A 26,549-nucleotide genomic window follows, 5' to 3' on the forward strand; every position below is an offset into this window, starting at 1 on the left:
TATAAAATAATGTATGGAGATTCAAACTTTTCTTTGCTATCGCAAAACTCCCTGACTCGAATGTTCGCTTTTTTTTTAAGAGCAGACAGCGGGAACAAACCGCGGGTACCGTTCCACTCTGGCGTATTGCCCGATAAACGCACACGGATGTGAATATACGCCACTACCCCATCTTCCTCCCACATCATCGGGCATAAACATCACCCGTCATAGCGATTCACTTTAATCATCCAGCCATCACCCCTGTCAGGCCTAGCTGACTAAGACGAAGTGCCCCGTGGACAACCAGTCGAAACGGACCTTTCTATAACGCCCAAGAAACTGACAGCGTCCCAAAGCTGAAGTTGTCTTTATGACGCTCGTTTTCGCTGGTCGTGGCACGCAGTGTGACGGAGGCCAGCAGGTGATCCCACTGCCCGGTAGCGCCCAGACCGAGCTGACCAATCAGCGGCCCTTCGTCAAAACGATAAGCCCCGGCATTATCGTCAATATAGGAATAGCCTACATACTCCACGCCCAGCCCCACATACACAGACCAGCTACTGCCTGAATCTTTGAAAGAGCCCGGCAGGGCGATGGTTGAAGAGGTGCCTGCGTAATCCGGCACAAAATTTATTGGAAGGTGCCTACCAAGCTGCCAGACCAACCCGGTCTTTGCAGAAGTTCGAAAACTGGACAATAGCGCAGTTCCAATCACCGACACACGCTGTTCAATGTTGCCGCCTTGCCCTAGTTGCAGCAGCTTTCGGCCATGCGCACCCTGAATGCCACCCACCACATCGGTTCCAAGTTGGTTGCCCCATCCTTGCGGCTTATCGCTTCCAGTGGCTTTATGCACCCATTTCTGAACCGACTCGGCACCGCTTTCGGGCCCAATAACACCGATATGAGCGCCAAAACCGGTAATTGTATCGGCGTCCCAGCTCCAGAGCGTGCCACTGAGCGACAGGTGGCCGGCATAGGGAATGTCGTCGAATTGCGGATTTTCAACCGTGATATCTTCAGGCGTAACCATGAATTGCCGCAAACTCAGTGTGGCCGCATGCTCTGAATCGGAAGCACCTATACCGGGCAGAAAGCGCAGCCCATCACGCAGAGTTCGGACAAATCTTGCAGACTTTCCATCGTTCTCGTCAGCGGTGCCCGTCAGATACGACACGCGTACCCCGTTTGTATATCCGCGGTCGGTTCCAGTAAGCAGGTCGTTATCCCAGGACAGGTTCACGACTTCTGCCTTCAGGCTGGTTGGCAAAACACTAATAAAGAAAAACAGCAGGAGGGTACATTCGCAGCGATGACTCAAATCCAGTCCCTCCAGTTGGTATTAAAAGAGTAACGAGCATGGCCTAATGTTCGGTCTCAGAACAACACTGGTTCCGGCAACCAACCCGCCAGCCCCATGAAATGGAAAAAGATGGTCAGCCCGCCGAAAATCAGAACCAGCGCAATGCCCAACTGGCCGCCCGGGGCCATAAAGCCACGACGCCCACCCTTCAGTGTTCGGGATTTTCGGGCCAGCAGCGCCGGAACAATACAGGCCCAGACCGCCGCAGCCGCACCGGCATAGCCAATGGCAAGAACGAAGCCGAACGGAAAAAACAACGACAACAGCAGTGGCGGAATAAAAGTAATTGCCCAGGTTTTGGAGCGCCCTTTGCGGTCGTTATCGCAGCCCAACAGGTCGGCCATGTAATCAAAGGTGCCCAGACCAACGCCGACAAAAGACGACAAAATGGCTGCCGTTGAGAAAGCACTGATGGTGGTCGCCACCCGCTCGGAATTGATGGCAAAACCAAGGGCGGCGAGCAGAGCATCCACGTCACCGCCCTGAGCGACCACCGGGCCGAAATCCGCTCTCGGCAGATTGCCGAATATAGTGATCAGCCACACGAGATAGAACATCAAAGCCACCAGTGTACCGCCCAGAATGGCTTTCTGCGCCTTACCCTCCTCGCCATAATAGGCGCGCATTGATGCCACCGAATGATGATAGCCAAAAGATGTTAGCGCCACTGGTAACATTGCCATCGCATAGGGCGCGTATTGGCCGCTGGCATTCGCGGAATCAAGCAGTATAGCCGGGTCAATTCTTACCGCCAGGCCAGAGACCCCGAGTACAAAACTCACCAGCATGAAAATGATGAGCACCACCGAAAGTCGGTCCACTGCACGGGTTGAGTGCCACACTACCAGAGAGGACACCAGGACAAAAACAACCGAAGCCAGCTTACTGTCGACCCCGGTCATGCTCTGCAGGATCAGGCCAGATGACGTGATGTAGGCATACAGGAGAATGCCGCCAACAAAGTACACCGTCAGATTGCTGAATGCGTTCACCCGGGAGCCGAGCAGAGATTTGGTAACGGTATTGAACGATGCCCGCAAACCGAAGTGCTTGAAGGCTTCCAGCAGCATCCAGCCGGACAGTGTCATCACGACCATGGTAAGCACCAGAGCCAGACTGGACCAGATCGCCCAGGCACCAGCACCGGAACTGGGCAAGCCCAGCATGCCAGCACCGACGCAAACACTGGCAATAATACTCGCCCCGCCAATCAGGGAAGGCCTGAATCTGGATTCTGGGCGTTCGGTCAATGGGCCTCCGTCGTCGCGTATCAGCTTTTGGATTTAACAGCGGCTGCATGATACCGCTTTGAATTTGCCGACACTACGGGCAGAAACAAGGACAGAAAGAATGGATTTCCTGAGTTTAAGCCGGAAATGTTAGCTGATGCTTAATACTTTCCTCGACAGGGCACCTCAGATAATCGCCGCCTCTAAGCTGGCTGCTATCGACAATCCAAGCTCCTCACACTGGTCAACAAACTTCGCCTGAAACTCCCCCCGACAGATAAGAGGCTCTTGAACTAAGCGCCATTTTAAGCCGGTAGTAATGCTCTCTATTGCTCTGCGAGTCCCGGTGCCATCGTGGCCGGCGCGTATGTAGTAAGCAAATGGGAGAGCTTGGGTTTTCTCTAGGCATGGGTAGTAACTGCGATCAAAAAAATCCTTCAAAGCACCGCTCATATACCCTAGATTTTCGGTGGTGCCGAGGATAATGGCATCACAGGCAAGAACATCATCCGGGCCAGCATCTAATGGCGCCAGCACCGTTACTTCTACGTTTTCGATATCTTTGTGCCCTGCACCCTGCGCGACTGCATCGCGCAGGGTGCGAGTATTCGGGGAAGGAGCATGGGAAACGATAAGTAATTTCTTTTTTCGGCCCATATGCACCTCAAGCTGCCTTAGAGCAGTTCACCGTTCGCTTCAGCCGGAACTTCCGCGGCAGCGTCTTTGGCGACCGGCTTCGGCATCAAGCTCTCGCGCACTTTGGCTTCGATTTCCTTGGCGATCTCAATATTCTCTTCAAGGAACTTGCACGCATTGGCTTTGCCTTGACCGATTTTATCACCGTTATAGGCGTACCAAGCGCCAGACTTGTCCACAAAGCCTTCTTTAACACCCATATCAAGCACCTCAGCCATGTGGTAAATGCCCTTGCCATAAAGAATTTGGAACTCGGCCTGACGGAAAGGCGGGGCTACCTTGTTTTTGACCACTTTAACCCGAGTCTCGTTACCCACAACCTCATCGCCATCTTTCACAGCACCGATGCGGCGGATATCCAAACGCACAGATGAGTAGAACTTCAGGGCGTTACCACCGGTTGTGGTTTCCGGGCTACCAAACATCACACCAATCTTCATACGGATCTGGTTAATAAACACCATCAAGCAGTTGGCATGCTTAACGTTACCCGTGAGCTTCCGTAAAGCTTGCGACATTAGGCGAGCCTGCAGACCAACGTGGCTATCGCCCATCTCGCCTTCGATTTCCGCCTTTGGCGTAAGTGCAGCAACAGAGTCAACAATGATGACGTCAACTGCGTTGGAGCGCACCAGCATGTCTGCGATCTCTAGCGCCTGCTCACCGGTATCCGGCTGGGAAACCAACAGGTCGTCTACATTAACGCCGAGTTTTTCTGCGTAGATGGGGTCTAGCGCGTGCTCAGCATCGATGAACGCACAGGTTTTACCAGCTTTTTGTGCTTCGGCAATGACTTGAAGAGTCAGCGTGGTTTTACCGGAGCTTTCAGGGCCGTAAATCTCCACGATTCGACCATAAGGCAGGCCACCTATACCCAAAGCAACGTCCAAACCAAGGGACCCGGTAGAGACCGCAGGAATGGCTTCGCGGGGCTGATCACCCATTTTCATCACGGCGCCTTTACCAAACTGCCGTTCAATCTGGCCTAATGCTGCGCTCAATGCTTTTTTGCGGTTGTCTTCCATCAGTGTAAACCCTCTGTTGCCTTGGCCAACGGCACTATAGTCAAGCCGGTGGAGATATAGTTAAACGGGAAGCCGTACAGTGGTTACAGCATATTCCCTGTATATTTGAACAGTATTAAAACATACCCCGAAGAAGAGGCCAACCCCTGTTATTGTGAAAGCCTTCGGGTTTGTCTCAAAAACTGCCTGACACCTCGCAGGACATAGATAACCGCCTGTCGACGCACCTGATCACGGTCACCACTGAAATGCTGAACAACCGCTTCGGTACTCTCGGTACCCGTCCCCCATGCAAACCAAACCGTTCCGACCGGCTTTTCCTCGGAGCCACCACCCGGCCCTGCTACACCGCTAATCGCAACTGCAACATCCGCCCCGGTTGTTGCCAGTGCACCGGCAACCATTTCCCGAACCACCGCTTCGCTTACGGCTCCGTGGTTGTCCAGCGACCTACCGGTAACACTCAGAAGCTTTTGCTTCGCCTCATTGCTGTAGGTAACCAGACCACCTATCACGTAGGCGGAAGATCCCGCTTTATCGGTCAACACCTTAGCCACCCAGCCACCAGTGCAGCTTTCGGCAGTAACTACAGTGAGCCCGGCTTTTAGCAATTCATCAGCCAATTGGTTTCCTGCTTGTTCGAGTTCGTGGTCAGTGGCAGGCATAATGGTCTCCCTCGTTTCATCACGGGCGTTATTTTCTTACAATCCGTGGCTTCATCCAAAGCAAGATTATCCGGACTCGTCCATGTCAGCAGCTCAAAACAGCAAACCCCAGCACACACCTATGATGCAGCAATACCTCAAAATCAAGGGCCAGCACCCCGATGAGTTAGTGTTCTACCGCATGGGTGACTTTTACGAGCTGTTTTACGACGACGCCAAGAAAGCCGCAGAGCTAATGGATATTACCCTCACCGCAAGGGGACAATCCGGCGGTAACCCGATCCCCATGGCGGGTATACCGTTTCATTCATCTGAAGGCTACATTGCCCGTCTGGTCCGTGCCGGTCAATCCATTGCCATTGTTGAGCAAATTGGCGACCCGGCAACCAGCAAAGGCCCGGTAGATCGTCAGGTGGTCAGGATTGTTACGCCGGGCACTCTAAGCGACGACGCTTACTTGGAAGACCGCCGCGACAACTTGCTAGCTGCAATCTACCACCAGCGCGAGCATTTCGGTTTTGCCTCACTGGATATCTCCAGCGGTCGCTTTGTTGTTTCTGAACTGGATAGTCTGGAAGCCCTACAAGGCGAACTGCAACGGCTACGTCCAGCGGAAATTCTTATCAGCGAAGATTTCCCCTATCAGGACGTTGTCGCCGGGCTTACCGGCGTTCGGCGTCAAGGCCCTTGGCTTTTTGAATCGGATACTGCGCGCCGGGTGCTCACCCAGCAACTGCAAGTTCGCGACCTCACCGGCTTCGGCTGCGAAGATCTAAGCTTGGCTATTTGTGCAGCCGGTTGCCTGTTGCAATATGCGAAAGAAACTCAGCGCACGGCCCTACCCCACATTCGCAAACTCACCCGGGAACGCCGGGATGAAGCGGTGGTTCTCGATGCTACCAGCCGCCGCAACCTAGAAATCGACATTAATCTAATGGGCGGCCACCAGCACACACTGGCCTGGGTAATGGATAAAACCGCTACTTCTATGGGCGGCCGCGAGCTGCGGCGTTGGCTAAACCGCCCTCTTCGGGATGTAAACGTGGTTCAGCAACGCCAGCAAGCCGTATCAGCCCTGCTTGAAGGCTTCCATTACGAACCTGTACACGACCTACTCAAAACCGTAGGCGATATTGAACGCGTGCTCGCCCGTGTGGCCCTGCGTTCGGCCCGTCCGAGAGACCTTGCACGCCTGCGGGATGCATTTCATGCACTTCCAGAATTACAGGAAGCCCTAAAGCCGGTTACCTCCCACCACATTGTTAAGCTCGCGACGGTAATAGGCGAATACCCCGAGCTCGCCGATATGTTGGAGCGCGCGATTATCGACAACCCTCCCGTCGTAATTCGCGAAGGCGGGGTGATTCGAGAGGGCTTTGATGAAGAACTGGACGAGCTGCGTAACATCAGCGAGAACGCGGGTCAGTACCTGTTGGATGTCGAAACCCGTGAACGGCAGCGCACCGGTATAAGTACCTTGAAGGTTGGCTACAACCGGGTACACGGCTACTACATCGAAATCAGCCGGGCTCAGTCTGCTCAAGCTCCGGTGGATTACATCCGCCGTCAGACTCTGAAGAACGCAGAACGTTTTATTACACCGGAGCTGAAAGAGTTCGAAGACAAAGCTTTGAGTGCCAAGAGCCGTGCGTTGGCTAGAGAAAAAGCACTCTATGACGAAGTGTTAGAAACCGTTGCCGAACAACTCGCCCCCCTGCAGGATGCCGCACAGGCCCTGTCAGAGTTGGATGTAATCAGCAACTTCGCTGAACGCGCCACCACCTTACGCTTTGTTGCACCGGAGTTTCGTGATGCCCCGGGGTTTGATGTTGAGGATGGCCGCCACCCGGTGGTTGAACAGCTTCTGGATGAACCTTTCGTACCCAACAACCTGCTAATGGATACGCAGCGCCGCATGCTGGTTATTACCGGCCCCAACATGGGCGGTAAGTCCACCTACATGCGCCAAGCGGCGCTGATCGCTTTGTTGGCTTACACCGGGAGTTTTGTACCCGCCAATCGCGCCGTATTGGGGCCAGTTGATCGAATCTTTACTCGGATGGGGTCATCGGATGATATCGCTGGCGGACGTTCGACCTTTATGGTGGAAATGACCGAAACCGCGAACATTCTGCATAATGCCACTGAACTCAGCCTTGTACTGATGGACGAAGTCGGCCGGGGCACGAGCACCTTTGATGGTTTGTCTCTGGCTTGGGCGACTGCAGAACATTTGGCAAAAGAAATTCGCTGTTACACCCTGTTTGCTACGCACTACTTTGAACTTACACAGCTTGCAGACGATCTTGAGCTCGCAGTGAACGTGCACCTTACAGCAACAGAGCACGACGACAGCATCGTATTCCTGCACAATGTACACGAAGGCCCCGCCAGCCAGAGCTATGGCCTGCAAGTAGCGAAGCTGGCAGGCGTGCCCCAGAGCGTTATAGGCAACGCCAAGGCGCAGTTAAAATTGCTAGAGGGCAGCGCTGTACCTGCGGCCATTGCACCTAAATCCGTCGCAGAGTCACCCAAAAGACAGCCAGCAATACCCACCCAAACCGTATACCAAGGTGATATGTTTGCCAGTGCAGAGCCCAGCGCTGTTGAAGACGCTTTAAAAAGCCTTGATCTGGACGACTTATCCCCCAGAGAAGCCATGAACCGGCTCTATGAATTGAAAAAATTATTGAAAAACTGAGGGGAAATTGACCTGAGTAATAAGGTTATAGCAGCCAGACGCTTGCGGCAGTGCGGGCTGCTCCCTACAATATCGCCCATTAAATATAACCATGGAGCCTGACAACATGCTCCGGATGAGATTGACCACTGGACCAGGGATCTGATTATGGCGTTTATCGTTACCGATAACTGCATCAAGTGCAAATACACAGACTGTGTGGAAGTATGCCCGGTAGATTGCTTCTACGAGGGGCCAAACTTTCTGGTAATCGATCCCGACGAGTGCATCGACTGTGCGCTGTGTGAGCCTGAGTGCCCGGCCGAGGCGATATTCTCTGAGGACGAACTGCCAGCAGATCAGCAGCCGTTTGTGGAAATTAACGCCGATCTGGCAGGCAAATGGCCCAACATCACCGAGAAGAAAGATCCGCTGCCGGACGCCGAGGAGTGGGATGGCAAGCCCGACAAACTCCAATATCTGGAGAAGTAATTCCAGTGCGGTTTACTACAACCGCCTGAATCAAAAAAGGGAAGCCGGCTCCGGTTTCCCTTTTTTTATATACCCGGTCAATTGCTTGCCAGCTTTGCACCCATCAAAATGAAAAAGCTCCCTGTCAGCCCATTTAGCATCCGCTTTACCCCCTTACCAACACCCACACCCCGGAAACACACCACCATCCAGGCCAACCCGCACTGCCAGAACATCGCCAACAGAAAATGCACGCCCGCCAGCACCAGTGATTGTTGAAAGGCACTTCCCGAGGGATCTACAAATTGCGGCAACAGAGCCATATAAAACAGAGCGGTTTTCGGGTTGAGCACATTTGAAAGCAGGCCCTCACGAAACGACATCTGCAGCGGAAGATTGCGGCGGGTAACGGCGGGTGACTCTGCATCAGCAACAGGCTCGCCCTTTACTGCGTTCCTGAGCGAACCCAGGCCAAGCCAGATCAGATAGCATGCGCCGGCCCATTTAAGCGCAGAGAATGCCCAAGCCGTTTCCAGCAAAAGAAGGGAAATACCCAGTGCAGAGAGAGTGGCGTGAATAAACAAGCCACTGCAGATACCCACACTGGTTACGCAGCCATCCCGGAAGCCTCCGCGACCGGCATTTCGCATAACCAGCAGCGTATCCACACCCGGCGTTACGGTAAGCAGACTTATGGCAATCAGATAAGCCCAGAGCAACTCGGAAACCAGACACACCTCCACATCGCTTGTTGCGGAAGACTGAATGTGTCAGGCCTCCCGCTCTAGAATTTTGCGTGCCGCTGCAGAGCTATAGAACGCTGTCAGTCGCCGACGCACAAGGGACTCAACATAACCCTCTTCCCGGAGGACGTCTAAAACTGGAATGGCCCAGGCGTCCACCTCGGCCATAATCACCTCACGGGTAACCCCCAGATCGCCGAGCAGATCCGTCAGTGGGCGATCACCATACTTTACGAACAGGTGTGCAACCACAGCCCGGGCGCAGCCTTCGAAGTACTCAGTCTTGCGGAATTGTAACCAGAACTCATAGCCCAGCACCACAAATGCTTGAAGCTCAACGTCGCCAAGGCCTTCACGAAGCTCATCAACCGTGCGGTCCTCTACGGCAACCCAGGCTGCCATAACCGTATCCCGCACCTCATCATCGGATAATGCACGCTGCAGGAACTGCTCGCTGCGACTAATTAGTCCTGGCAAGCTATCGGAAAGCCAGGCTTTTAGCCTGCGTTCAAAGGTTTCATCCAATCCGGGCACGGCTTTGTTAGCCATGCGCTTGCCAAACTTCATCATGGAGCCAACACCGGGTACCGATTTTGTGATCAGGTTGTCTTCATAGAGATAGTTAACAATGCCCTGATAGACCACATTCGAAACTAGCTCCTGATAGACTGGGTGAGCCATGATTTCGCTGATTACCCGTTCGCGCTGCTGGCGCAACTCAAGCATTTCTTCTACAAAGCCCGTCGCTTGCTCACGGGTGATAATGTCACTCAATACCGTGCTTGCCTGAACGGGTGCATTGAGTACCTCGGTGGCCATCTCACCCGCCAGCTCAGGGATGCCAGCATCCAATTCCATGTCCACAACAACCCGTTGAATGGTCTCCATCACCTGCTCTTTCGAGGCTATGCGATTCAACGTTATAGCGCCTGCGTGGTCCAGAATCTCACTAACCTCCTGATTGAGAAATTTGCGGAGTTTAGCGCCTTTTAGTGAGGCAACTTCGTGCTTTACATGCAATTCCAGAAGTTGACTGGCTGGATCGATTTTGTCCTTGCTCATGGTATTCACGGCCCTGTTGTAATGATGAAACTCAGCTTAATTTGAACTGGGTACCGGGAGGCTAACACGAAGATCTTAAAGACGGGTTCGCCGTAAATACGGTCGAATTGCTGCGGCCGGGCCAGTACCTGTCGCAGTAGAGGCTATTATTGAAAATCGCTGAAATTATGCGGTTCTGCCGCCAAGGCCAAGCAAAGACTGCCGGGGCCAACATAAATACTGCTGGTGATGCCCATTTGTGAAAGCAACAACTCAACACCGTTTTTCTCACAAACATTTCTAAGCTGATTCAGGCCTGGCAAATCTTCGATCTCAGGCCAGGTTAAACCACAGGACAAGCTTACGTATGGTGTTAGCAACCCAGCCTCAACTCTGGCGGTGGCATAGTTCATAACCTTCTCCACAGCCATATCGAAACTTCGGGTTTTTGCAACTGGTTGGCCTTCAGGGCCCTGACCAAAGATAACCGGCGTAATGTTCAGAGCCTTACCTAAAAACGCCACGACACCCGATATACTTTTGTCACCGCGGCGCCTGGCACGGTCGCGGATATAATGGAGGTCACGGGGTATAACGCAGGTAAATATTTTGTCTGAGAACCGCTCTACCTCATTCCGCAGAGCGTTCTTGGAGAGCTTTTGATCAATCAGTTTGAGCGTATGGGCCGCCAGTAGTCCCTGCCCGGCAAAGATCTGCTTGCTATCGATTACCCGCATAGAGAATTTACCTTCACGGCCTGAAGCTGAGCGCGCCTGCTCGTAATTGGCCATTACGCCGTTCATGGCTTCGGAAGCATTTTGAAAAATAAGGCTTCTACTGCGAGCCACCGTCTCACAGATAGCCACATCAAACTGGGGCACAATCTTTTCCATGAATAAATCATGGATCTGCTCTGCCGAAAAAGCATGGGTTTCAGCATGATGGCCTTTTTGCAGCAGCCCGCTCTGATAAAACTCTTGGGTTCTTACGGGATCATGCTCGTCAATATATGTCTCACCATCGATAACGGCCGTCACAGGGAGAATAAATAAGTCATGCTTGCGGCTGAATTCGTAAGGCAAATCACAAGCGGAATCGATGATCAGTCCTACTTTCATGCCAAGCCTCCCGCATCCAACTCTTTCAGGTTTTTCTCCAAAAGCGCTCTGTTGTCCTGCTGCCAAGGATGGAAACCTTTGCGAAAGTAAGCCAGAAACTCAGGTAAACACTTGCGCAAAATACCAGGCTTCCCCCACAGAAAGTTAAATCCGCCAACCCAAGTACGAATGCTCCAAAACTTGCCGTCTGTTTTTAGCAAGCTGCAGGTATTCAAAAAGGTGTATTTAAAGAAATTCCAAGTCACAAATAGAAAAATAATCCGCCTTAAGTGCTCATTTCCTACACATTCGCAGTAAACATCAAACGCCACCGACTTATGCTCGGTTTCTTCGATCGCATGCCAGCGCCAAAGTTGCGCCATAGCCGGTGTTGCACCCTCTAGCCATTCAGGGTGGCTGAGAATGGCATTCGCCAGCACTGCCGTGTAATGCTCGGCACCGCAGGTGCCTGCTAGCTGCCGACTGGGTGGAAGCTTTCCAACCCATTCCATGTGCTTGCGAAAACGGCGGTCGAGCCTATCAACATCATAACCGCGCGCTTTCAAAGCCTCGTTGTATGCTTTGTGTTCCCGGCTATGCAAGGCTTCTTGACCAATAAACCCACGAATCTCGGCCCTGAGTTTCGGGTCCTCGATTTTGTCCCGATATAGCCTAACCGCATTAATAAACTGCTGCTCGCCATCGGGAAACTGGAGCGACAGGGCATTGAAGAACGCTGTACGGAACGCATCATCGCCATGCCAGTGGTTTTTTAGATCTTCGCTGACATCAAAGTGCAGGTGCCGTGGTTTAACGGACACGCCATCGGGGGTGGAGCTTATTGTCATGACTGCCTCCTTTTTATTATGTCTTTTGAGCAGTGGGCAAAAAATCATCAATATGGGCAGTTTAGTACCCGGAGCAAGGCAGAAGGAAGGGGCAAGCCAGAAAAACGGACAAGTTGTCACAAAATGACACATCGTCATTCAAAAGTTATAGGTAAAAAAAGGGGAGGCATTTCGCCTCCCAAAGACACACGGACTCTAAACTGCCTCCAACTGAAGCCGGAGGCCAAAACTTCAATCCTTGCTTGACTCTTCCACACCCGGCGCTTCGGGATCTGGAGTAAAGCCAATCAGTTTGGTTCGCTCTATCAGCAAGTAGAGCACCACTCCGGTCCCAAGGCCCCAGCCTGCTCCATAGACAGCCAATACCACGCCCATGGTGCCCGCAATACCCCGCTCGGTATTATTTTCCAACTGCTCCAAACCCACCATCAAACAGATGTAGCCGGTCAACAAGAGCGTCAGAGACAAGGCTATGGGCAATACCGGCTGGAAAAAGCTCACCAAAGGTAGGATAAACAGGGCAATAAAGCCGGTGATCCAGAAGGTGCCGCCGCCACTATAGATGGAGTCCATAGCGTTGCGTCCGTATTTGTAACGCTCGGCCATGGTGGCGGTTACGGCGGTCCAAATTGGGCCAGCCAGACCAGGATATGGCGCAAAGAACGCGTGACCGCCGTTACGGATGGCCGTTACCAAATGCACGCGATCTATGCTGTTGTCGATATCCTCGTCTTTACGCAGATGGTCCACACGGTTCATAAGGGATTGGCCCACTACAATATCCCCGAAGGCAATAATGTAAGCGATGACCGCGGTCGGAACGGCGTACAGGAAGACTTTGGGGTCGGGGAATCCGACAGTAAACGGCAGATAGTTCCACAACTCGTCAAAGGCGGGTTTGGTAATGCCCCACTCAACATTCGGTACATCGTATTCGCCTGTGGCAAAACCCACGAGAATAGCCACAACCATACCCGGCACCATGCCGTAGTTGGCGATTTTGCGGGCAAAGGAATTGCTCTCAACAAAGCCCTTGAACGACACAGAAAACATGAGGTACAAACAAACCAAGCCGCCAACAATCAGCGATATAGGCGTATTGGCCACGCGACCGCCTACTTCAATTTCGCCCATCAGAGCTGCGATGCCGGCGCCGATAATAATGCCGCCCTTCATGGACCGAGGAATAAGATCCACCAACTTGCTCCCCAACCGGGTGACACCCAGAAATAGGAAGATAATAAACACTAAAAACTGCAAGGCGAACATCGCCTGTATAGCCTCGGGGCCCGGCTCGAAATCACTCAGAAAAAGCAGCACAACGGGAATACCCGGCGTAATCCAGCCCGGAACCAGTGGTACCCCCAGCAAGGCCGGTAGCATAAAGCCAATACCGCAAATAACCGCATAGGCAAGTGCTACGTCATAAGGCACTCCAAGGTATTTTTGCAGCAGAGGGATCATGGCCAAGCTAACCACAAACATGATCAGTGCTTGGACCATTTCCGCAAATTCCCAGCGATAATGCACAAAAGGAAGGCGGATTTTGAAAGGGCCTGCAGGCCAGAACGGCTGCTCTTCCCCGTTTTTTCGATGGAACATTTGCATAGCAGAGTCTCCCGGCACAGTCGCTCAGAGCGTGCCTGATTAGGTTATTGTGATTTGGTATCCGGCAGCGCCAGAGTTGGCGCTGCCCTTTGGGAGGTCAGTGAAGCTCTTTGGCTTGATCCCTTAATACGAACTTCTGGATCTTGCCCGTGGACGTTTTGGGCAGTTCTGAGAAGATAATAGTTTTTGGCACTTTAAAGCGAGCCAAGTGTTCGCGGCAGAAGTTGATAATCTCTTCTTCGCTCACATCCCCGGCCTCCGGTTTTAAAGTCACAAAGGCGCAAGGCGTCTCGCCCCACTTCTCATCTGGACGCGCGACAACAGCGGCCTCCAGAACAGCAGGGTGTCGATATAACGTATCTTCAACCTCTATGGTGGATATGTTCTCACCGCCAGAAATGATGATGTCCTTCAAACGATCCTTGATTTCCATATAACCGTCTTCGTGCCATACAGCGAGGTCGCCGGTATGGAACCAGCCGCCACGGAAGGCTTCTTCAGTGGCTTTCGGGTTTTTCAGATAACCCTTCATAACACTATTACCGCGCAGGAATATCTCGCCAATGGTTTTGCCATCTTTGGGCACGGCTTCCATGGTATTCGGATCGCCCACCATGGTGCCCGCGAGGGTGTGATAGCGCACGCCTTGGCGGGCTTTTATCTTCGCTCTATCATGTAACGGCAGATCATCCCACTCAGACTTCCACGCGCACACAGTCACCGGGCCATAAACTTCCGTTAAACCGTAAACGTGAGTCACTTTGATGCCCATTTCCTCTACCGCACCGATCACTTGGGCAGGTGGCGCTGCGCCAGCTGTCATCGAACGCACTTCGTGATCAATGCCAGCTTTAGACTCTGCAGGTACATTCAGTAGAGCGTTCAGCACAATGGGTGCGCCGCACATGTGCGTAACCTGATGGTCGCGAATCAACTGTAGAATTTTTTCCGGATCAACCCTACGCAAGCAAACATGAGTTCCTGCCATAGCAGTGATCGTCCATGGAAAGCACCAGCCGTTGCAGTGGAACATTGGCAGGGTCCAGAGATATACCGGATGCATTCCCATCGACCACACAGCCTGATTACCCAAGGCGTTGATGTAAGCGCCACGGTGGTGATAAACCACCCCTTTCGGGTTGCCTGTGGTGCCGGAAGTATAGTTCAACGATATGGCGTCCCACTCGTTGTCCGGAAAGCTCCACTGGAAGTTTGGATCACCTTCCTGCAAAAACGCTTCGTAGTCCAAATCACTGACCTGAACACCCTCACCGTATTCAGGGTCGTCCACATCGATAACCAACGGTTTGTTTTCCAAGCGGCTGACGGCATCGCGCACCACATCACCAAACTCACGATCGGCAATAACAGCTTTTGCTTCGCCGTGCTCCAGCATAAATGCAATGGCCTCTGCATCCAGACGCACATTCAGAGTGTTTAAAACAGCGCCCATCATCGGCACACCGAAGTGGCACTCCACCATGGCTGGAATATTGGGCAACATGGCGGCCACAGTGTCTCCACGATCAATACCACGACCTTTCAGCGCCGAAGCAAGCCGCCGGGAGCGGTCGTAGGTTTGGGCCCAGTTATAGCGGATAGCCCCATGAATAATAGCGGGATAATCCGGGTAAACGCTGGCCGTGCGTTCGATAAAATCAATCGGCGATTGAACTGCGTAATTGGCATCAAGGGGCGTAAGGCCTTGATCGAAGATTGAGGTCATGGGGGTATTCCTCTCGGTAGGTCTGCCGTCTGTGAGGCTGTTGTTCTTGTGGCGTATTCCGCAAAATCGTTAGACTACTCATAGCCTTTTATGGCCGAAATAATATTAAACCAAACAAAAACTAGAAATTGCACCATTGTATTATAGTACAAACACTATATATTTCATTTTCGGAAAATGCGGTTATCACTATGAGTATTAGTTTGTCAGATGCAGACCCGCAACCCGGGCTGAGACTGGATAAGCTCGCCAGCGTCTTACAAAGCAATCTGGCAGCCAAGGAATTGGGGATAGAACATGACCTGACAAACGCCGCTGGTCTGCTGCCAACGAATGTTCAGGCTTTGGTAAAGGCCACATTGCAACAAACCCGGGCTATTGAAGATGTCGAAACCCGGATCAACAACACCATACTGAAATGGACGTTTATTCCCTGCGTGCAAACTGGCGAGGTGCTCGCCCGAGGTCGGGATGCCACAGCCGACGTTCTGACCCACGAGCAAGCCATCCGATCAAACCGTCTCTACCGAGTGATCACCGAAAACACTACCGATCTAATTTCACGGCATGCTCCGGATGGGCGCTTTATCGACGCAACTCAGGCGTCATGGCGCTTGCTTGGGTATTGGCCAGAAGAGCTTAGGGGCAAGTTACTAGAGGACATTTTTCAGAGTGACAGCGCCACCCGACAGCTAACGGAGACGCGCAACCGTTTGAGAGATGATGGCTATGCCACCATGACGTTGGACTTAACCCACCGTGATGGGAGTAAACGCTGGTTCGAAATCGCAAGCCGGGCTATTAGAGAAACCTATACCGGCGCTGTGGTTGAGGTCGTAAGCGTATCCCGGGACATCACGGCAAGGGTAGCGTCAGAAGACAACAACCGCCTTTTGGCCGACGAGCTTGCTCGCACCGCCCGGCTTGCTGCACTTGGGGAATTAGCGTCCAGCATTGCCCACGAGATGAACCAGCCTCTGGCAACCATCGTCAACTTTGCCAGCGCCAGTCAACGCTATCTGAAAAGTGCAGACACACATGCCGAACACCTTGAGCGTGTTAATGATGGGCTTGAGAAAATCATCCACCATGCCAATCGCGCTTCTGAAGTCATCAAACACTTACGCGCATTCCTGCGCAAAGGCCAGAAGCGCACAGCAGCTGTCCAGCTAAACGAAACCATCATGAATGTCGCCCGCCTTTGCCAATGGGAGGCTGACAAAAACAACGTCGATATTATCTGCACACCTGCTACCAGTGAACCGACGATTATCGCTGACCCGGTGTTGATGGAGCAGGTACTGATCAATTTGATCCGTAACGGTATGGAAGCAAATGCGGAGGCGCGCACCCATCGACGGGACAACGAAGGTTCCCACCTGATCATCTCAACATCTATAAACAGCGAAGGTGAAACACTGATCGATGTAACAGACGAAGGACCCGGCCTTGATGAACAGGGAATCAGGCAAATGTTCCAGCCCTTTTACACTAGTAAACCTCGGGGTCTTGGGCTAGGCCTTTCCATGAGCCGCTCGATTATTGAAGGCTTTGGCGGTTTTTTGGACGCCCAGACAGCTCCAACAGGCGGCCTTACTTTAACCTGTCGCTTCCCGGCTGCACCTGCAAACAAACGCATACAAAGCATGGAGACTGCTCCGAATGAGTAACCAACCTGCCCCGGCAACCCCCACTGTTTACGTTGTTGATGACGACGCTGGCATGCTGGAGTCAACCCAGTGGCTGCTAGAGTCTGTCGGTTTGAATGTAAGGGCTTATAGCGACGGGCGAAAGTTCCTTGATGCTCTTGACGATGAAAAAGGGGGCTGCGTAGTTCTGGATGTAAGAATGCCTGGCCTCGGAGGGCTCAACGTTCAAGAGGAGCTGCAAAAGCGTGGTATTAAGTTACCGATTATTTTTGTTTCTGGCCATGCCGATGTTCCCATAGTGGTCCGGGCCTTCAAGTCCGGCGCCTTCGATTTCATTGAAAAGCCATTCAATGAGCAGCTATTACTGGACAGCGTGCAACAGGCACTAGAGGCTCACCAGCACTCCAACAACCGCCAGTTGGGCGACGAGCAAACACACGCGCTCATCTCAACACTAACGCGCCGCGAACGGGATGTTTTTCTGCCTATGGCACAAGGCTATATCAGCAGGGAAATTGCCGAACAACTTGGGGTGAGTGTCAAAACGATTGATCTTTACCGGGCGCGCGTCATGAAGCGACTGGGCGTGGAACGACTGCCCGATGTTACAGGGGTAGCAGTGACCGCTGGATTGATTGACCCATTGCACCTGCGCCCTTAGCCTTTCAGCGCCTGCTCTTCATGGGTCAATGCACCAAGTCTCGCAATGGCTTGATCAATTCTCTCGCACCACGGATTACCACCGTTTAGCCGTAGGCATGATTCGAACTTGCCTGAAATCGAGAACATCAGGCCCGGTGCAACGTTGATATTCTCTGCACGCGCACGATGATAAACCCGTGTGCCGGAAACGCCTGCAGGCAATTGCACCCAGAGCACAAAGCCCCCCTGAGGCCTGCTGACTGCCGTACCCACTGGAAATGAGCGTGCCACAGCGGCTCTCATGCGCTCTATCGCCTCGCGGTAGTTCTGTCGGGCTGAGCGCAGATAGCGATCGTATCCGCCTTGTTCAAGAAAGTGCGCAACCGCCATTTGCGGAATAGACGATGTCGCCAGGTTGGAAAAGTATTTTTGCTGCCGGGCACCTGCCATGTGGCGACCGGGCAACATCCAACCCAGCCTAAGCCCGGGTGAAATGGTCTTTGAAAAAGAGTTGCAGTAGATGACGTTATCGGCGCGATCAAAGGCCTTGGCAGGTCTTGGCCGTTCTCCTGTGTGATAAAGGTCTCCGTAGATGTCGTCTTCAATCAAAGGCACATCAGCGGCGGCTAGCATGGACACAAGCTGCTTCTTGCGCTCGTCCGGCATTCTGGCTCCCATAGGGTTGCTGTGATTGCTCACCACCACACAGGCTTTCAGGGGCCACTGCTCCAAAGCGAGCTGCAAACCTTCAAGGCTAAGGCCATCGGATGGGTGAGTGGGTATTTCTATCGCTCGCAGCCCGACCACTTCAAGAGCCTGAAGAATACCCGGAAACGATGGCGACTCAACGGCGACAATGTCCCCGGGCTGGGTAACGGCACGCAAGCCCAGAATAATAGCTTCCTGAGCACCATTGGTGACAAGAACATCATCTGGCGTAACCGGAACACCCACAGAAGCCATACGCTGCGCAATCTGTCGGCGCAGTGACTCTTTGCCGGGGAACGCATAGTCCAGTGTCTCAAGGCCATGCCGTGCCGCCCACATCGTGCTCTGCTGAATCTGCCGCAACGGCAGAAAGTCAGCATGGGGAACGGCGGTCGCCAGCGGCACCATGCGCTTCTGCTCATCTGCACACAAGTCCAAAGTCATCTCGCGCGCACTAACAGGGACAGGCTTGCTCCGATGCTTACGCATAACCGGTTCTGGCACGTCAACGAGAGGTAAGCGCACAAAATACCCGCTGCGCTCCCGGGCTTGGAGGTAACCTCGGGCCTCTAGGGTTTGGTGCGCCTGCAGTACCGTTGAAATACTTACTTCCATCTGTTTGCTCAATATCCGTACACCCGGCAGGCGGTCGCCATCACGGTATACGCCGTCTTGTATCAGCGCCTGCAGCCTATCTGCTACTTGGTTATAGAGAACACCCATTCGATTTGCCTCGCTTAATCACTCATTCACTTGCCTGTAGCGGCACGCGAGCTGCCATTGCAGCAGATCGGCATCCAACGAGAAGAGTACAGATACCGGCAAAAATAACCGGTACAGATTGCGCAACAACCATTCTGTACCGGTTCAAAATCATACTATCTGAATCTGTTATGGCTGTATGCACAGGAGGACAATGACTTCATCGCAAACAGAAGAAGGAGTTTCATCGTGGGCATAGCAAATAATCACGCACAGGCGGCAACACGTAACAATCTTTTTGGGTTTCAGCCAAACGTTCCGTCATTATTTGAGGACGGAGGGAAAACTAGCCACCAATGGCTGGAACATTTAGGGTTTTCTGTTAATAAAGTGGATCAGGAACACTGGGTGGCAACACACCACACCGCCCTGCCCGAACTCCATTTTTACAGTGCCCGTGAACTTGCTCAGTTTGCCAGCTACAAAGCTCACCACTACGCTAAGCGTTTGCTTCCGGAGAATAGAACATGACTTACCCTATTTATCAGGTAGACGCGTTTACCAGCGACATTTTCAAGGGTAACCCCGCCGCCGTGATGCCTTTGGGAAGTTGGCTTCCGGACGAAACCTTGCAGGCACTGGCGGCCGAGAACAATCTGGCAGAAACGGCCTTTTTTGTGCCTGAGGCCAACCCTGAGGGCGCAAACTTTCAGATACGCTGGTTCACTCCGCGCGTAGAAGTACCGCTCTGCGGGCATGCCACTTTGGCCAGTGCTTGGGTCATTTTTAACAAACTGGGCTGGCCCGAAAACACCGTTCGCTTCCATTCCAAAAGCGGCCCTCTGGCGGTACACAAAAGATCTGGCGACTGGCTGGAGCTAGATTTCCCTAGCCTTTCGATAGAAGAGCGGCAGGCGCCCGCAATCGTCACCGAAGCCCTCGATCATGCGCCTGCGAGCGTTTTTCACGTGCCGGCAGATACAAATGACATGATCGTTCTGGAAAACGAAGCAGCGGTGAAAGCGGCGCAGCCGGACCTGAGAATATTAAAACAGCTGGGCAATATGGGCCTAATCATTACCGCACCCGGCGACGAGGTGGATTTTGTGAGCCGCTACTTCGCACCGGGCTCGGGCATTGATGAAGACCCAGTTACCGGCTCGATTCACAGCGCTTTAGTGCCCTACTGGGCCGAAAAGCTCGGCAAAACCAAACTGGAAGCTAGGCAATTGTCTGAAAGGGGCGGTGTACTGCGCTGCGAACTCAAGGGCGATCGAGTTGCAATCGCCGGGCAGGCTGCGTTTTATATGGAAGGCGCGGTTTATCTGGAATGAGCCGAATCGAGGCTTTGAGGCTGGTATACTGCGCGCCAAACAAACCAACCGGCGAGCAGCAATGGCGGCAAGTTCCAGCACCCAGTACGATGTGATCATTATCGGCGCAGGAGCCGCTGGCCTCATGTGCGCTGCCACAGCAGGTTATCGCGGGCGCAAGGTGTTGGTAATTGATCAAGCCAACAAGCCCGGGAAAAAAATCCTCATGTCTGGTGGTGGGCGCTGCAACTTCACCAACCTGAACAGTACACCCAGCAATTTTTTATCCGACAATCCGCACTTTTGTATTTCTGCCCTTAAGCGCTACACCCCACAGAATTTTCTGGACCTCGTTGAACGCCACGGCATTGAGCACGAAGAAAAGGCCGCTGGCCAACTGTTCTGCAAAGACAGCGCGAAAGAAATACTTGCCATGCTGCTGACGGAGTGCGAATGGGCCGGAGCTGAAATTCGCATGAAAACCAGCGTAAAGAGCATTACCCGGAGTGCTGGAGACTTCCGCGTTAACACCAGTTCAGGCACCCTCACCTGCGAATCTCTGGTTATCGCCTGTGGCGGTCTTTCCATCCCCACCATGGGCGCCACAGGTTTTGGCTACGAAGTCGCACGGCAATTCGGGCTTACTGTTCTGCCCACCCGAGCTGGGCTTGTGCCTTTCACTCTGCATCCCGAATTGAAACAACAACTGGCCCCGCTCTCTGGTGTTAGCTGCCCCGTGGAAGCGTCCTGCAACAACCACTATTTCCGAGAACCCATGCTGGTAACACATCGCGGGTTAAGCGGGCCATCAATGCTGCAAATCTCTAGTTTCTGGCAACCCGGTAACCCGCTAACCATCAATCTGCTGCCGGAGCGCAACATTCGGGAAGATTTAGAATCGCTGCGCAAACAAAAGCCGCAATCAACCATCGCACAATATCTTATCCAGCATTTGCCTAAGCGATTCGCACAGACCTTTAGCGAGCTACACCGCTGGGAAGGCCCTCTGCAGAACTATAAGAACAGCGATCTTGAAAGAGTCTCGGAAACGCTGGGCCAGTGGACGGTTAAGCCGGCAGGCACAGAGGGATACCGAACGGCCGAAGTTACCTTAGGCGGCGTAGATACCCGTCAGCTTTCGTCGAAAACGATGGCAGCACTGGAGCATCCGAACTTGTATTTTATCGGCGAGGTTGTGGATGTGACCGGGCACTTGGGTGGGCACAATTTTCAATGGGCTTGGGCTTCGGGGGTCGCGGCGGGGTTGGCAGTTTGACGACTGCACCATTGCCAGATCATCTATGTGCTGAATTGCGCCACCTGACTAGCCAGATTCTGAGCCAATTTCGACAAGCTCTGACTGGCCTGAGCAATCTGATTAGATGCAGCCGAGGTTTGATCAGCCACATCGGAGATTTGCTCCACATTCCTGCTCATTTCTTCTGAAACTGTCGATTGCTCTTCCGTTGCGCTGGCAATTTGAGCCCCCATATCGGAAATGCTATCGACACCCACCATAATTGCCTTAAGTGAAGCTTCCGTTTTATGAGACAGGTTAACGGATTCGGCGCTCGAATCATGGCATTTATTCATGCTCTGCATCGCAGTTTTTGCACCTTCCTGTAACCTGTAGATCGTGTCTCGAATCTGTTCAGTGGAGGACTGTGTTCGCCCGGCAAGCGACCTCACTTCATCAGCGACTACAGCAAAGCCTCGCCCACTATCACCCGCCCGAGCGGCCTCGATGGCCGCATTGAGCGCAAGTAGATTGGTTTGTTCGGCAATATCACTAATCACCTGCAAAACTGACCCGATTTCGTTGCTGTTGGCATTCAGTGCTACCACAACCTCAGTTGACTGGCTCAGGGCATTTGCCAGCCCAGAAATTTGCTCCGTCATCTGATGCAGTATAGCGTTTCCGTCCTTGGCTTGATCTTTAGCTGCCATCGCAGCATCAGCGGCGAGTTCAGCGTTTGCGGCGACTTCACGAACCGTAGTCGACATCTCGGTCATGGCAGAGGCAATCTGATCCGTCTCATGCTTTTGTTTATGGACGCTTTGGGCACTTTCTTCCGTTACTGCAGAGAGTTCTTCCGACGCCTGTGCCAGTTGCTCGGCAGATCCCGTAACCTGCTTGACGATATTCCGGAATTGATCTGCCATTACATTTAGCGACTCAGAGACTTCCGTTAACTCGTCATTTCCCAAGCGTTTCGCCTTGTAGGTAAGATCACCTTTTGCAAGCGCCTCCGTAGCCTGCATAAGATTGCTGATACTGGCGTTAACGCCGTTATAGAAAGAGGTAAACAGGTAACACATGGTCAGCAGGACCAGTGCCAGCAAACCAATAGTGGAGTGAAAGACGAAAGCCGCAGCAGCTTCTCTCTCTGCGAGAGCGCCATCAACCACAGGAATCATTCGGTCGAACTCGCTATAGACTTCATCGATCGCCTCAGTTGCTGTTTCACTGATCTGCACCGCAGACACGCTGATTTTTTCCGGCTTACGAAATTCTTTATGCAGCAATTCAATATACCGACTAACAACTCGCTGCATTTCTTGTTTAGCCTGATTCAGTTCCTTTTTGAGCTCAGGCTGGTGGTGCACAGATTGGGATAAATTAAACTGGATCAGCTTATAGTACTGGCTTATGCGATCCTGGCGATTGGCCAAAGCAATACGGCTATCACCCTGATGTGCACCTCTTGCCGCTATGCCCGAAGCTAAGCCGCGGGCCTGCCCCATGGCCTCAGCAATTTGTGGATAGGAAGTCGTTATGAGGGAAATGAGATAGTAAGTGTCAGCAGATGAATCGAGGCTAAGGCCGGATTTCTCACGAATGGTGTCGCCCATCGCAAACAGATCACTGATCAGATCCGTGTGCTGCCTGAAGCTTTTCCCCTGATCGAGATCTTTCAGGTTGTGCACCAGTTGCGCCCAAGTTGCAGGCAAATCCAGCCCCTTTTCGGTCAGAGTGAGTTGACTCAGGTGCTGCAAAGACTGCTGCACCCGCCCCTGAAGCGTCTTCATTCGTCCTACAAAATTCTCTGCACCGCCCAGATATGCGGCAGACAGCCCCCGATGCTCCTGCACCAACTCAATTGCAAATCGAACCTGCTTTATTTCTACTAAGCCAACCCTTTGATTAGCTGTAAAACTTACAACTCCAGCCTTCTCCTGCATCAGCAGGACACCAATGATCAGGAGAGGGAGAAGAAAGGCCACTCCGATCACCATAAACTTTTTCGAGTAGCGTAACTTTCCTAGAATATAAACACCGGGCTTAAAGAGCGACTTCAACATAAGATACAGATCCGTAAAGAGTTTTGTTTTTCTGATTAATTACCCTCAAGAGTCCAATGCCCTGACCAACACTATGTGTTCATTCCAGCGCTCCCAAGTGTAAAAATTCTTGAAGATCCGAGACGCTCATGGGTCTTCCGAAAAAATAGCCCTGCAATTGATCACAGCCACAATGATGTATAACACCTGCTTGAGCGGCTGTTTCCACCCCCTCACCAACAGCCGTTGCACCAAACGCATGCGCCATAGCTATGGTTGCCTTAACGATGGCCGCATCACCTTGGTCAGAAAGCATATCGCGTACAAACTCCCGATCGATTTTGACCTTGTCAAATCTGAACAGTTTTAAAAAGCTCAGACTCGAATACCCTGTACCAAAGTCATCCGCAACCAAACGCACCCCAAGCCCCTGAATTTCATCAAGTATCCGACGAGCTATGATCGTTCCCTGCAAAACACTCCCTTCAGTCAACTCCAACTCAAGCTTGTTTGGCAATAGGCCGCTAATCTCTAAAGCCTTCTGTACCGTCTGCGTCAATGCAGGCTCGCGCAACTGACGCGCAGACACATTAACAGCCACGAAACCAGTCATAAGCCCTAAGTCCTGCCACTTTCGCGCTTGCTGGCATGCTTGCTCCAGCACCCACTGCCCAATGTCGATAATGAGGTCACTTTCCTCGGCTATGGGAATAAACCGGTCTGGCTGCATAAAGCCATGCTTGGGATGCTGCCATCTCAACAGCGCCTCACAACCAACAATCATTTTGCTTTTAGCATCAACCACTGGCTGATAGTGCAACCTCAACTCATCGTGAGCTAGAGCATGTCGTAAGTCATTTTCAATATTCAGGCGCTCTGAAACCTCTATATTCATCTCAGGCACAAAGAAACAATGTCTGTTTCGCCCTGCTGATTTAGCCTGATACATTGCTGTATCGGCGTGCATCAGCAGCGTTTCAGGATCGTTACCATCAAAGGGATAAATGCTAACCCCAATGCTGGTAGTTACAGTAAACTCCCGCCCCATCAGTAAGATTGGCTGGCGCAGGGCTTCGCCTAGATTTCGCACAATTGTCATGGCATCTTCAGGTTTGGACAGGCGATCCAGAATAACTGTAAATTCATCTCCCCCCAGGCGTGCCTTTGTGTCATGTATGCGCAGGTGCGCCTCTAATCGGCGCCCAATCTCACGCAGCAAAATGTCACCAACTGCATGGCCCATCGTATCGTTAACCAGTTTGAAGTTATCGAGATCAATGAACACAACAGCGACCATCAGGTTATTCTGTTGCGACTGATGAATAGCTTGTTCAAGACGATCCTCAAACAGTGCTCGATTAGCCAGGCCGGTCAACTCATCATGGGTGGCTCGCTGTAACAGCTCCGCTTCAAACCGCTTACGCTCACTAATGTTTCTGGCAATTGCCGACAAGTGGCGCTCGTTTCCGTCACCGCTACTGTGGGCAATCAGTAGTAACAAAACAGGAATTTCTCCTGCCGACTCGCTCCATAGCTGAAGTTCCCCACTCCAAAGACCATCGGACAAAGCCTTGGGTAAAGCCTGTTCGCGTATCAGTCGCAGTGAGGCAGGGGTTAACAAATCATCCAGCTTTTGATTTGCGACGTCTTCGGTGTGAATTCCTCTAAGCAATCTTCGCCCTGCCGGGTTGAGGTATATCAGCTTACGATCTTTCGTAAACATGGCCGTGATGTCTGGCGTTGCATCAAGGATCGACAAAAGGCGCTGCCGGTCTGCCTCCATTTTCAACCGCTGGGTAGCATCCCGAACCACCGCGATCACTCGGTGCTGACTACTATCGCTTACCGGGCTGAGGCTAATCTCTACCGGTACCTCTTTGCCATCCTTGCGCAAAGCAGCAATGGTGCCCCCCATCGCTCGAGCTTTTGGCTGGCTGATATAGTGACTGTGATTGGCACGGTGAGCCTTTCGATAACGATGCGGAACCAGTTCATCAATATTTCGTCCCAACAGCTCTTCTCGCGGGTATCCGAAAATTCGCTCGGCCTCCCGATTCATTCGAACAATGTTTCCATCACCCGAACTGATGATTATCCCATCTGCAGCAGACTCCAAGATGCTGTCGGTTTCTATTTCAGCACACCGCGCAACCTCCGCTTCCTCCCGCAACTGATCGAGAAGATGCCGGGTTCGACGATTACTCTTGTTAAAGGCTTCAACCAGTTCGCCTATTTCATCACCAGCTTGATACTCAAGCTGCCACCCGTAATCGCCCAGTTCAAATTGGCGCGCTAGAAGCGCCAGATTACGCAAGGGGCGCACACCCTGCCGGTAACCTGTAAATGTAATCCCAATTAACAGAAGTAACCCTGAAAACTGCAATGCGTTTAATACCTTGTGCTGCAGACTCTGAGCACGACGCTGGCTTGCAACCAGCAGTTCGGTCAGAGTTTGAGCCCGGGCCAACAACCGCTCGTTATTTGATTCAAAATACTGCTTTTGATCAGAAAATCCGCCCGCGGGCAAGGGGTCGAGTACTAGCTCCGCAGCGGCGCGATACTTGACCCAAGCGGACTGTAACTCTTCAACGTTCGCTTTAATCTGCTGCCGGTCGCTTTTGAACAACACTGAGAAGGGGGCAGTCTTCAAGACTTGCAGGCTCGACTCATAGCCATCGATGCTCTGCTCGATAGCATCAACACAGGAAAGGCCAGAAGCACGCTCCCCTAAGTCACCACTCCCACAAATGATTGATAACAACGCAATACGCTGACTATGCATTCGCAGCTTACCGGCCTCGTTAACCAGCCCACTAAAAGAAGCGATCTGGCTCCTCCCAAAATAGCCAACACCGGCATGAGCACTCCATAGGACCAAAAAAGCCAGCGTTACCAGCGCCAGTTTGCGGACCAGAGTTAACCGAAACGCGCCTTGACTGCGCTGCTCAAAAGAAGGAGACGTAAAGGCTTGCCTCTTGAGTAGGTACTCTCGGTCCATTGCAAGCCCCGCTATCTGAATATTTTTATTCTTTATTTATTTATTTATGTACTTTTGATAGTCATATATACATATGGCTAT

General features: G+C 52.3%; 21 protein-coding genes. 7 read left to right on the forward strand and 14 right to left on the reverse strand.

What is annotated here, in order from left to right; all coding sequences use genetic code 11:
- Positions 1-304: 304 nt before the first annotated feature.
- The 5 genes from KO508_RS11790 to KO508_RS11810 all read right to left on the reverse strand — a co-directional run bounded on the left by KO508_RS11790 (position 305) and on the right by KO508_RS11810 (position 4,960).
- Positions 305-1,303, reverse strand: coding sequence for a lipid A deacylase LpxR family protein (locus tag KO508_RS11790; protein ID WP_216008500.1), 999 nt, complete (start codon positions 1,301-1,303; stop codon positions 305-307).
- A 56-nt stretch (positions 1,304-1,359) separates the two neighbouring features.
- Positions 1,360-2,595, reverse strand: a complete 1,236-nt coding sequence (locus KO508_RS11795; protein WP_216008501.1) for an aromatic amino acid transporter — start codon at positions 2,593-2,595, stop codon at positions 1,360-1,362.
- A gap of 165 nt (positions 2,596-2,760) precedes the next feature.
- Positions 2,761-3,231, reverse strand: a complete 471-nt coding sequence (locus KO508_RS11800; RefSeq protein WP_216008502.1) for a flavodoxin family protein — start codon at positions 3,229-3,231, stop codon at positions 2,761-2,763.
- Positions 3,232-3,248: 17 nt separating this feature from the next.
- Positions 3,249-4,295, reverse strand: coding sequence for a recombinase RecA (recA, locus tag KO508_RS11805; RefSeq protein WP_216008503.1), 1,047 nt, complete (start codon positions 4,293-4,295; stop codon positions 3,249-3,251).
- 149 nt (positions 4,296-4,444) lie between these two features.
- Positions 4,445-4,960 carry a CinA family protein gene (locus KO508_RS11810; RefSeq protein WP_216008504.1) on the reverse strand — a complete coding sequence of 172 codons (516 nt, stop codon included), beginning with the start codon at positions 4,958-4,960 and terminating at the stop codon, positions 4,445-4,447.
- A gap of 82 nt (positions 4,961-5,042) precedes the next feature.
- On the opposite strand from KO508_RS11810, the gene mutS reads away from it, so the two are divergent.
- Together mutS and fdxA are read left to right on the forward strand one after the other, a co-directional pair.
- The gene (gene mutS / locus KO508_RS11815) at positions 5,043-7,661 is read left to right on the forward strand and encodes a DNA mismatch repair protein MutS (protein WP_216008505.1); all 2,619 of its coding nucleotides are present in this window, start codon (positions 5,043-5,045) and stop codon (positions 7,659-7,661) included.
- A 147-nt stretch (positions 7,662-7,808) separates the two neighbouring features.
- On the forward strand, positions 7,809-8,132 hold the full coding sequence (gene fdxA / locus KO508_RS11820) for a ferredoxin FdxA (RefSeq protein WP_216008506.1): 324 nt from the start codon (positions 7,809-7,811) through the stop codon (positions 8,130-8,132).
- Between the two features lie 77 nt (positions 8,133-8,209).
- On the opposite strand, the gene KO508_RS11825 is transcribed toward fdxA, so the two are convergent.
- From KO508_RS11825 to KO508_RS11850, 6 genes are all read right to left on the reverse strand, one after another.
- Positions 8,210-8,848: a LysE family translocator gene (locus KO508_RS11825; RefSeq protein WP_216008507.1), complete on the reverse strand. Its 639-nt coding sequence runs from the start codon at positions 8,846-8,848 to the stop codon at positions 8,210-8,212.
- A gap of 33 nt (positions 8,849-8,881) precedes the next feature.
- Positions 8,882-9,916 (reverse strand): hypothetical protein, encoded by a 1,035-nt coding sequence (locus KO508_RS11830; RefSeq protein WP_216008508.1) that lies wholly within the window; start codon positions 9,914-9,916, stop codon positions 8,882-8,884.
- A gap of 146 nt (positions 9,917-10,062) precedes the next feature.
- Positions 10,063-11,013, reverse strand: coding sequence for a DegV family protein (locus KO508_RS11835; protein ID WP_216008509.1), 951 nt, complete (start codon positions 11,011-11,013; stop codon positions 10,063-10,065).
- Positions 11,010-11,840 carry a metal-dependent hydrolase gene (locus KO508_RS11840; RefSeq protein WP_216008510.1) on the reverse strand — a complete coding sequence of 277 codons (831 nt, stop codon included), beginning with the start codon at positions 11,838-11,840 and terminating at the stop codon, positions 11,010-11,012. Before KO508_RS11840 ends, KO508_RS11835 begins: the two co-directional genes overlap by 4 nt.
- A 231-nt stretch (positions 11,841-12,071) precedes the next feature.
- On the reverse strand, positions 12,072-13,448 hold the full coding sequence (locus KO508_RS11845; protein ID WP_216008511.1) for a solute carrier family 23 protein: 1,377 nt from the start codon (positions 13,446-13,448) through the stop codon (positions 12,072-12,074).
- 97 nt (positions 13,449-13,545) lie between these two features.
- Positions 13,546-15,174, reverse strand: coding sequence for an acyl-CoA synthetase (locus KO508_RS11850; protein WP_216008512.1), 1,629 nt, complete (start codon positions 15,172-15,174; stop codon positions 13,546-13,548).
- Between the two features lie 191 nt (positions 15,175-15,365).
- On the opposite strand from KO508_RS11850, the gene KO508_RS11855 reads away from it, so the two are divergent.
- Positions 15,366-16,844: a sensor histidine kinase gene (locus KO508_RS11855; protein ID WP_216008513.1), complete on the forward strand. Its 1,479-nt coding sequence runs from the start codon at positions 15,366-15,368 to the stop codon at positions 16,842-16,844.
- On the forward strand, positions 16,837-17,484 hold the full coding sequence (locus KO508_RS11860) for a response regulator transcription factor (RefSeq protein WP_216008514.1): 648 nt from the start codon (positions 16,837-16,839) through the stop codon (positions 17,482-17,484). Before KO508_RS11855 ends, KO508_RS11860 begins: the two co-directional genes overlap by 8 nt.
- Here the strand turns inward: KO508_RS11860 and KO508_RS11865 are convergent.
- The gene (locus tag KO508_RS11865; protein ID WP_216008515.1) at positions 17,481-18,896 is read right to left on the reverse strand and encodes a PLP-dependent aminotransferase family protein; all 1,416 of its coding nucleotides are present in this window, start codon (positions 18,894-18,896) and stop codon (positions 17,481-17,483) included. The genes KO508_RS11860 and KO508_RS11865 overlap by 4 nt on opposite strands.
- A gap of 228 nt (positions 18,897-19,124) precedes the next feature.
- Here KO508_RS11865 and KO508_RS11870 point away from each other — a divergent pair, with 228 nt between their 5' ends.
- The 3 genes from KO508_RS11870 to KO508_RS11880 all read left to right on the forward strand — a co-directional run bounded on the left by KO508_RS11870 (position 19,125) and on the right by KO508_RS11880 (position 21,464).
- Positions 19,125-19,406, forward strand: coding sequence for a hypothetical protein (locus KO508_RS11870; RefSeq protein ID WP_216008516.1), 282 nt, complete (start codon positions 19,125-19,127; stop codon positions 19,404-19,406).
- Positions 19,403-20,209, forward strand: coding sequence for a PhzF family phenazine biosynthesis protein (locus KO508_RS11875; protein WP_216008517.1), 807 nt, complete (start codon positions 19,403-19,405; stop codon positions 20,207-20,209). The genes KO508_RS11870 and KO508_RS11875 overlap by 4 nt, the downstream gene beginning before the upstream one ends.
- A 61-nt stretch (positions 20,210-20,270) precedes the next feature.
- A complete protein-coding gene (locus KO508_RS11880) occupies positions 20,271-21,464 on the forward strand; it encodes an NAD(P)/FAD-dependent oxidoreductase (RefSeq protein ID WP_216008518.1) in 1,194 nt (397 codons plus the stop codon).
- Between the two features lie 23 nt (positions 21,465-21,487).
- Here KO508_RS11880 and KO508_RS11885 read toward each other — a convergent pair whose 3' ends face one another.
- Positions 21,488-23,491, reverse strand: coding sequence for a methyl-accepting chemotaxis protein (locus KO508_RS11885; protein ID WP_216008519.1), 2,004 nt, complete (start codon positions 23,489-23,491; stop codon positions 21,488-21,490).
- A 79-nt stretch (positions 23,492-23,570) separates the two neighbouring features.
- Positions 23,571-26,468, reverse strand: a complete 2,898-nt coding sequence (locus KO508_RS11890; RefSeq protein WP_216008520.1) for an EAL domain-containing protein — start codon at positions 26,466-26,468, stop codon at positions 23,571-23,573.
- Positions 26,469-26,549 lie beyond the last annotated feature (81 nt).

It is taken from the genome of Marinobacter salexigens, assembly GCF_018860765.1.
Taxonomy (GTDB): domain Bacteria; phylum Pseudomonadota; class Gammaproteobacteria; order Pseudomonadales; family Oleiphilaceae; genus Marinobacter; species Marinobacter salexigens_A.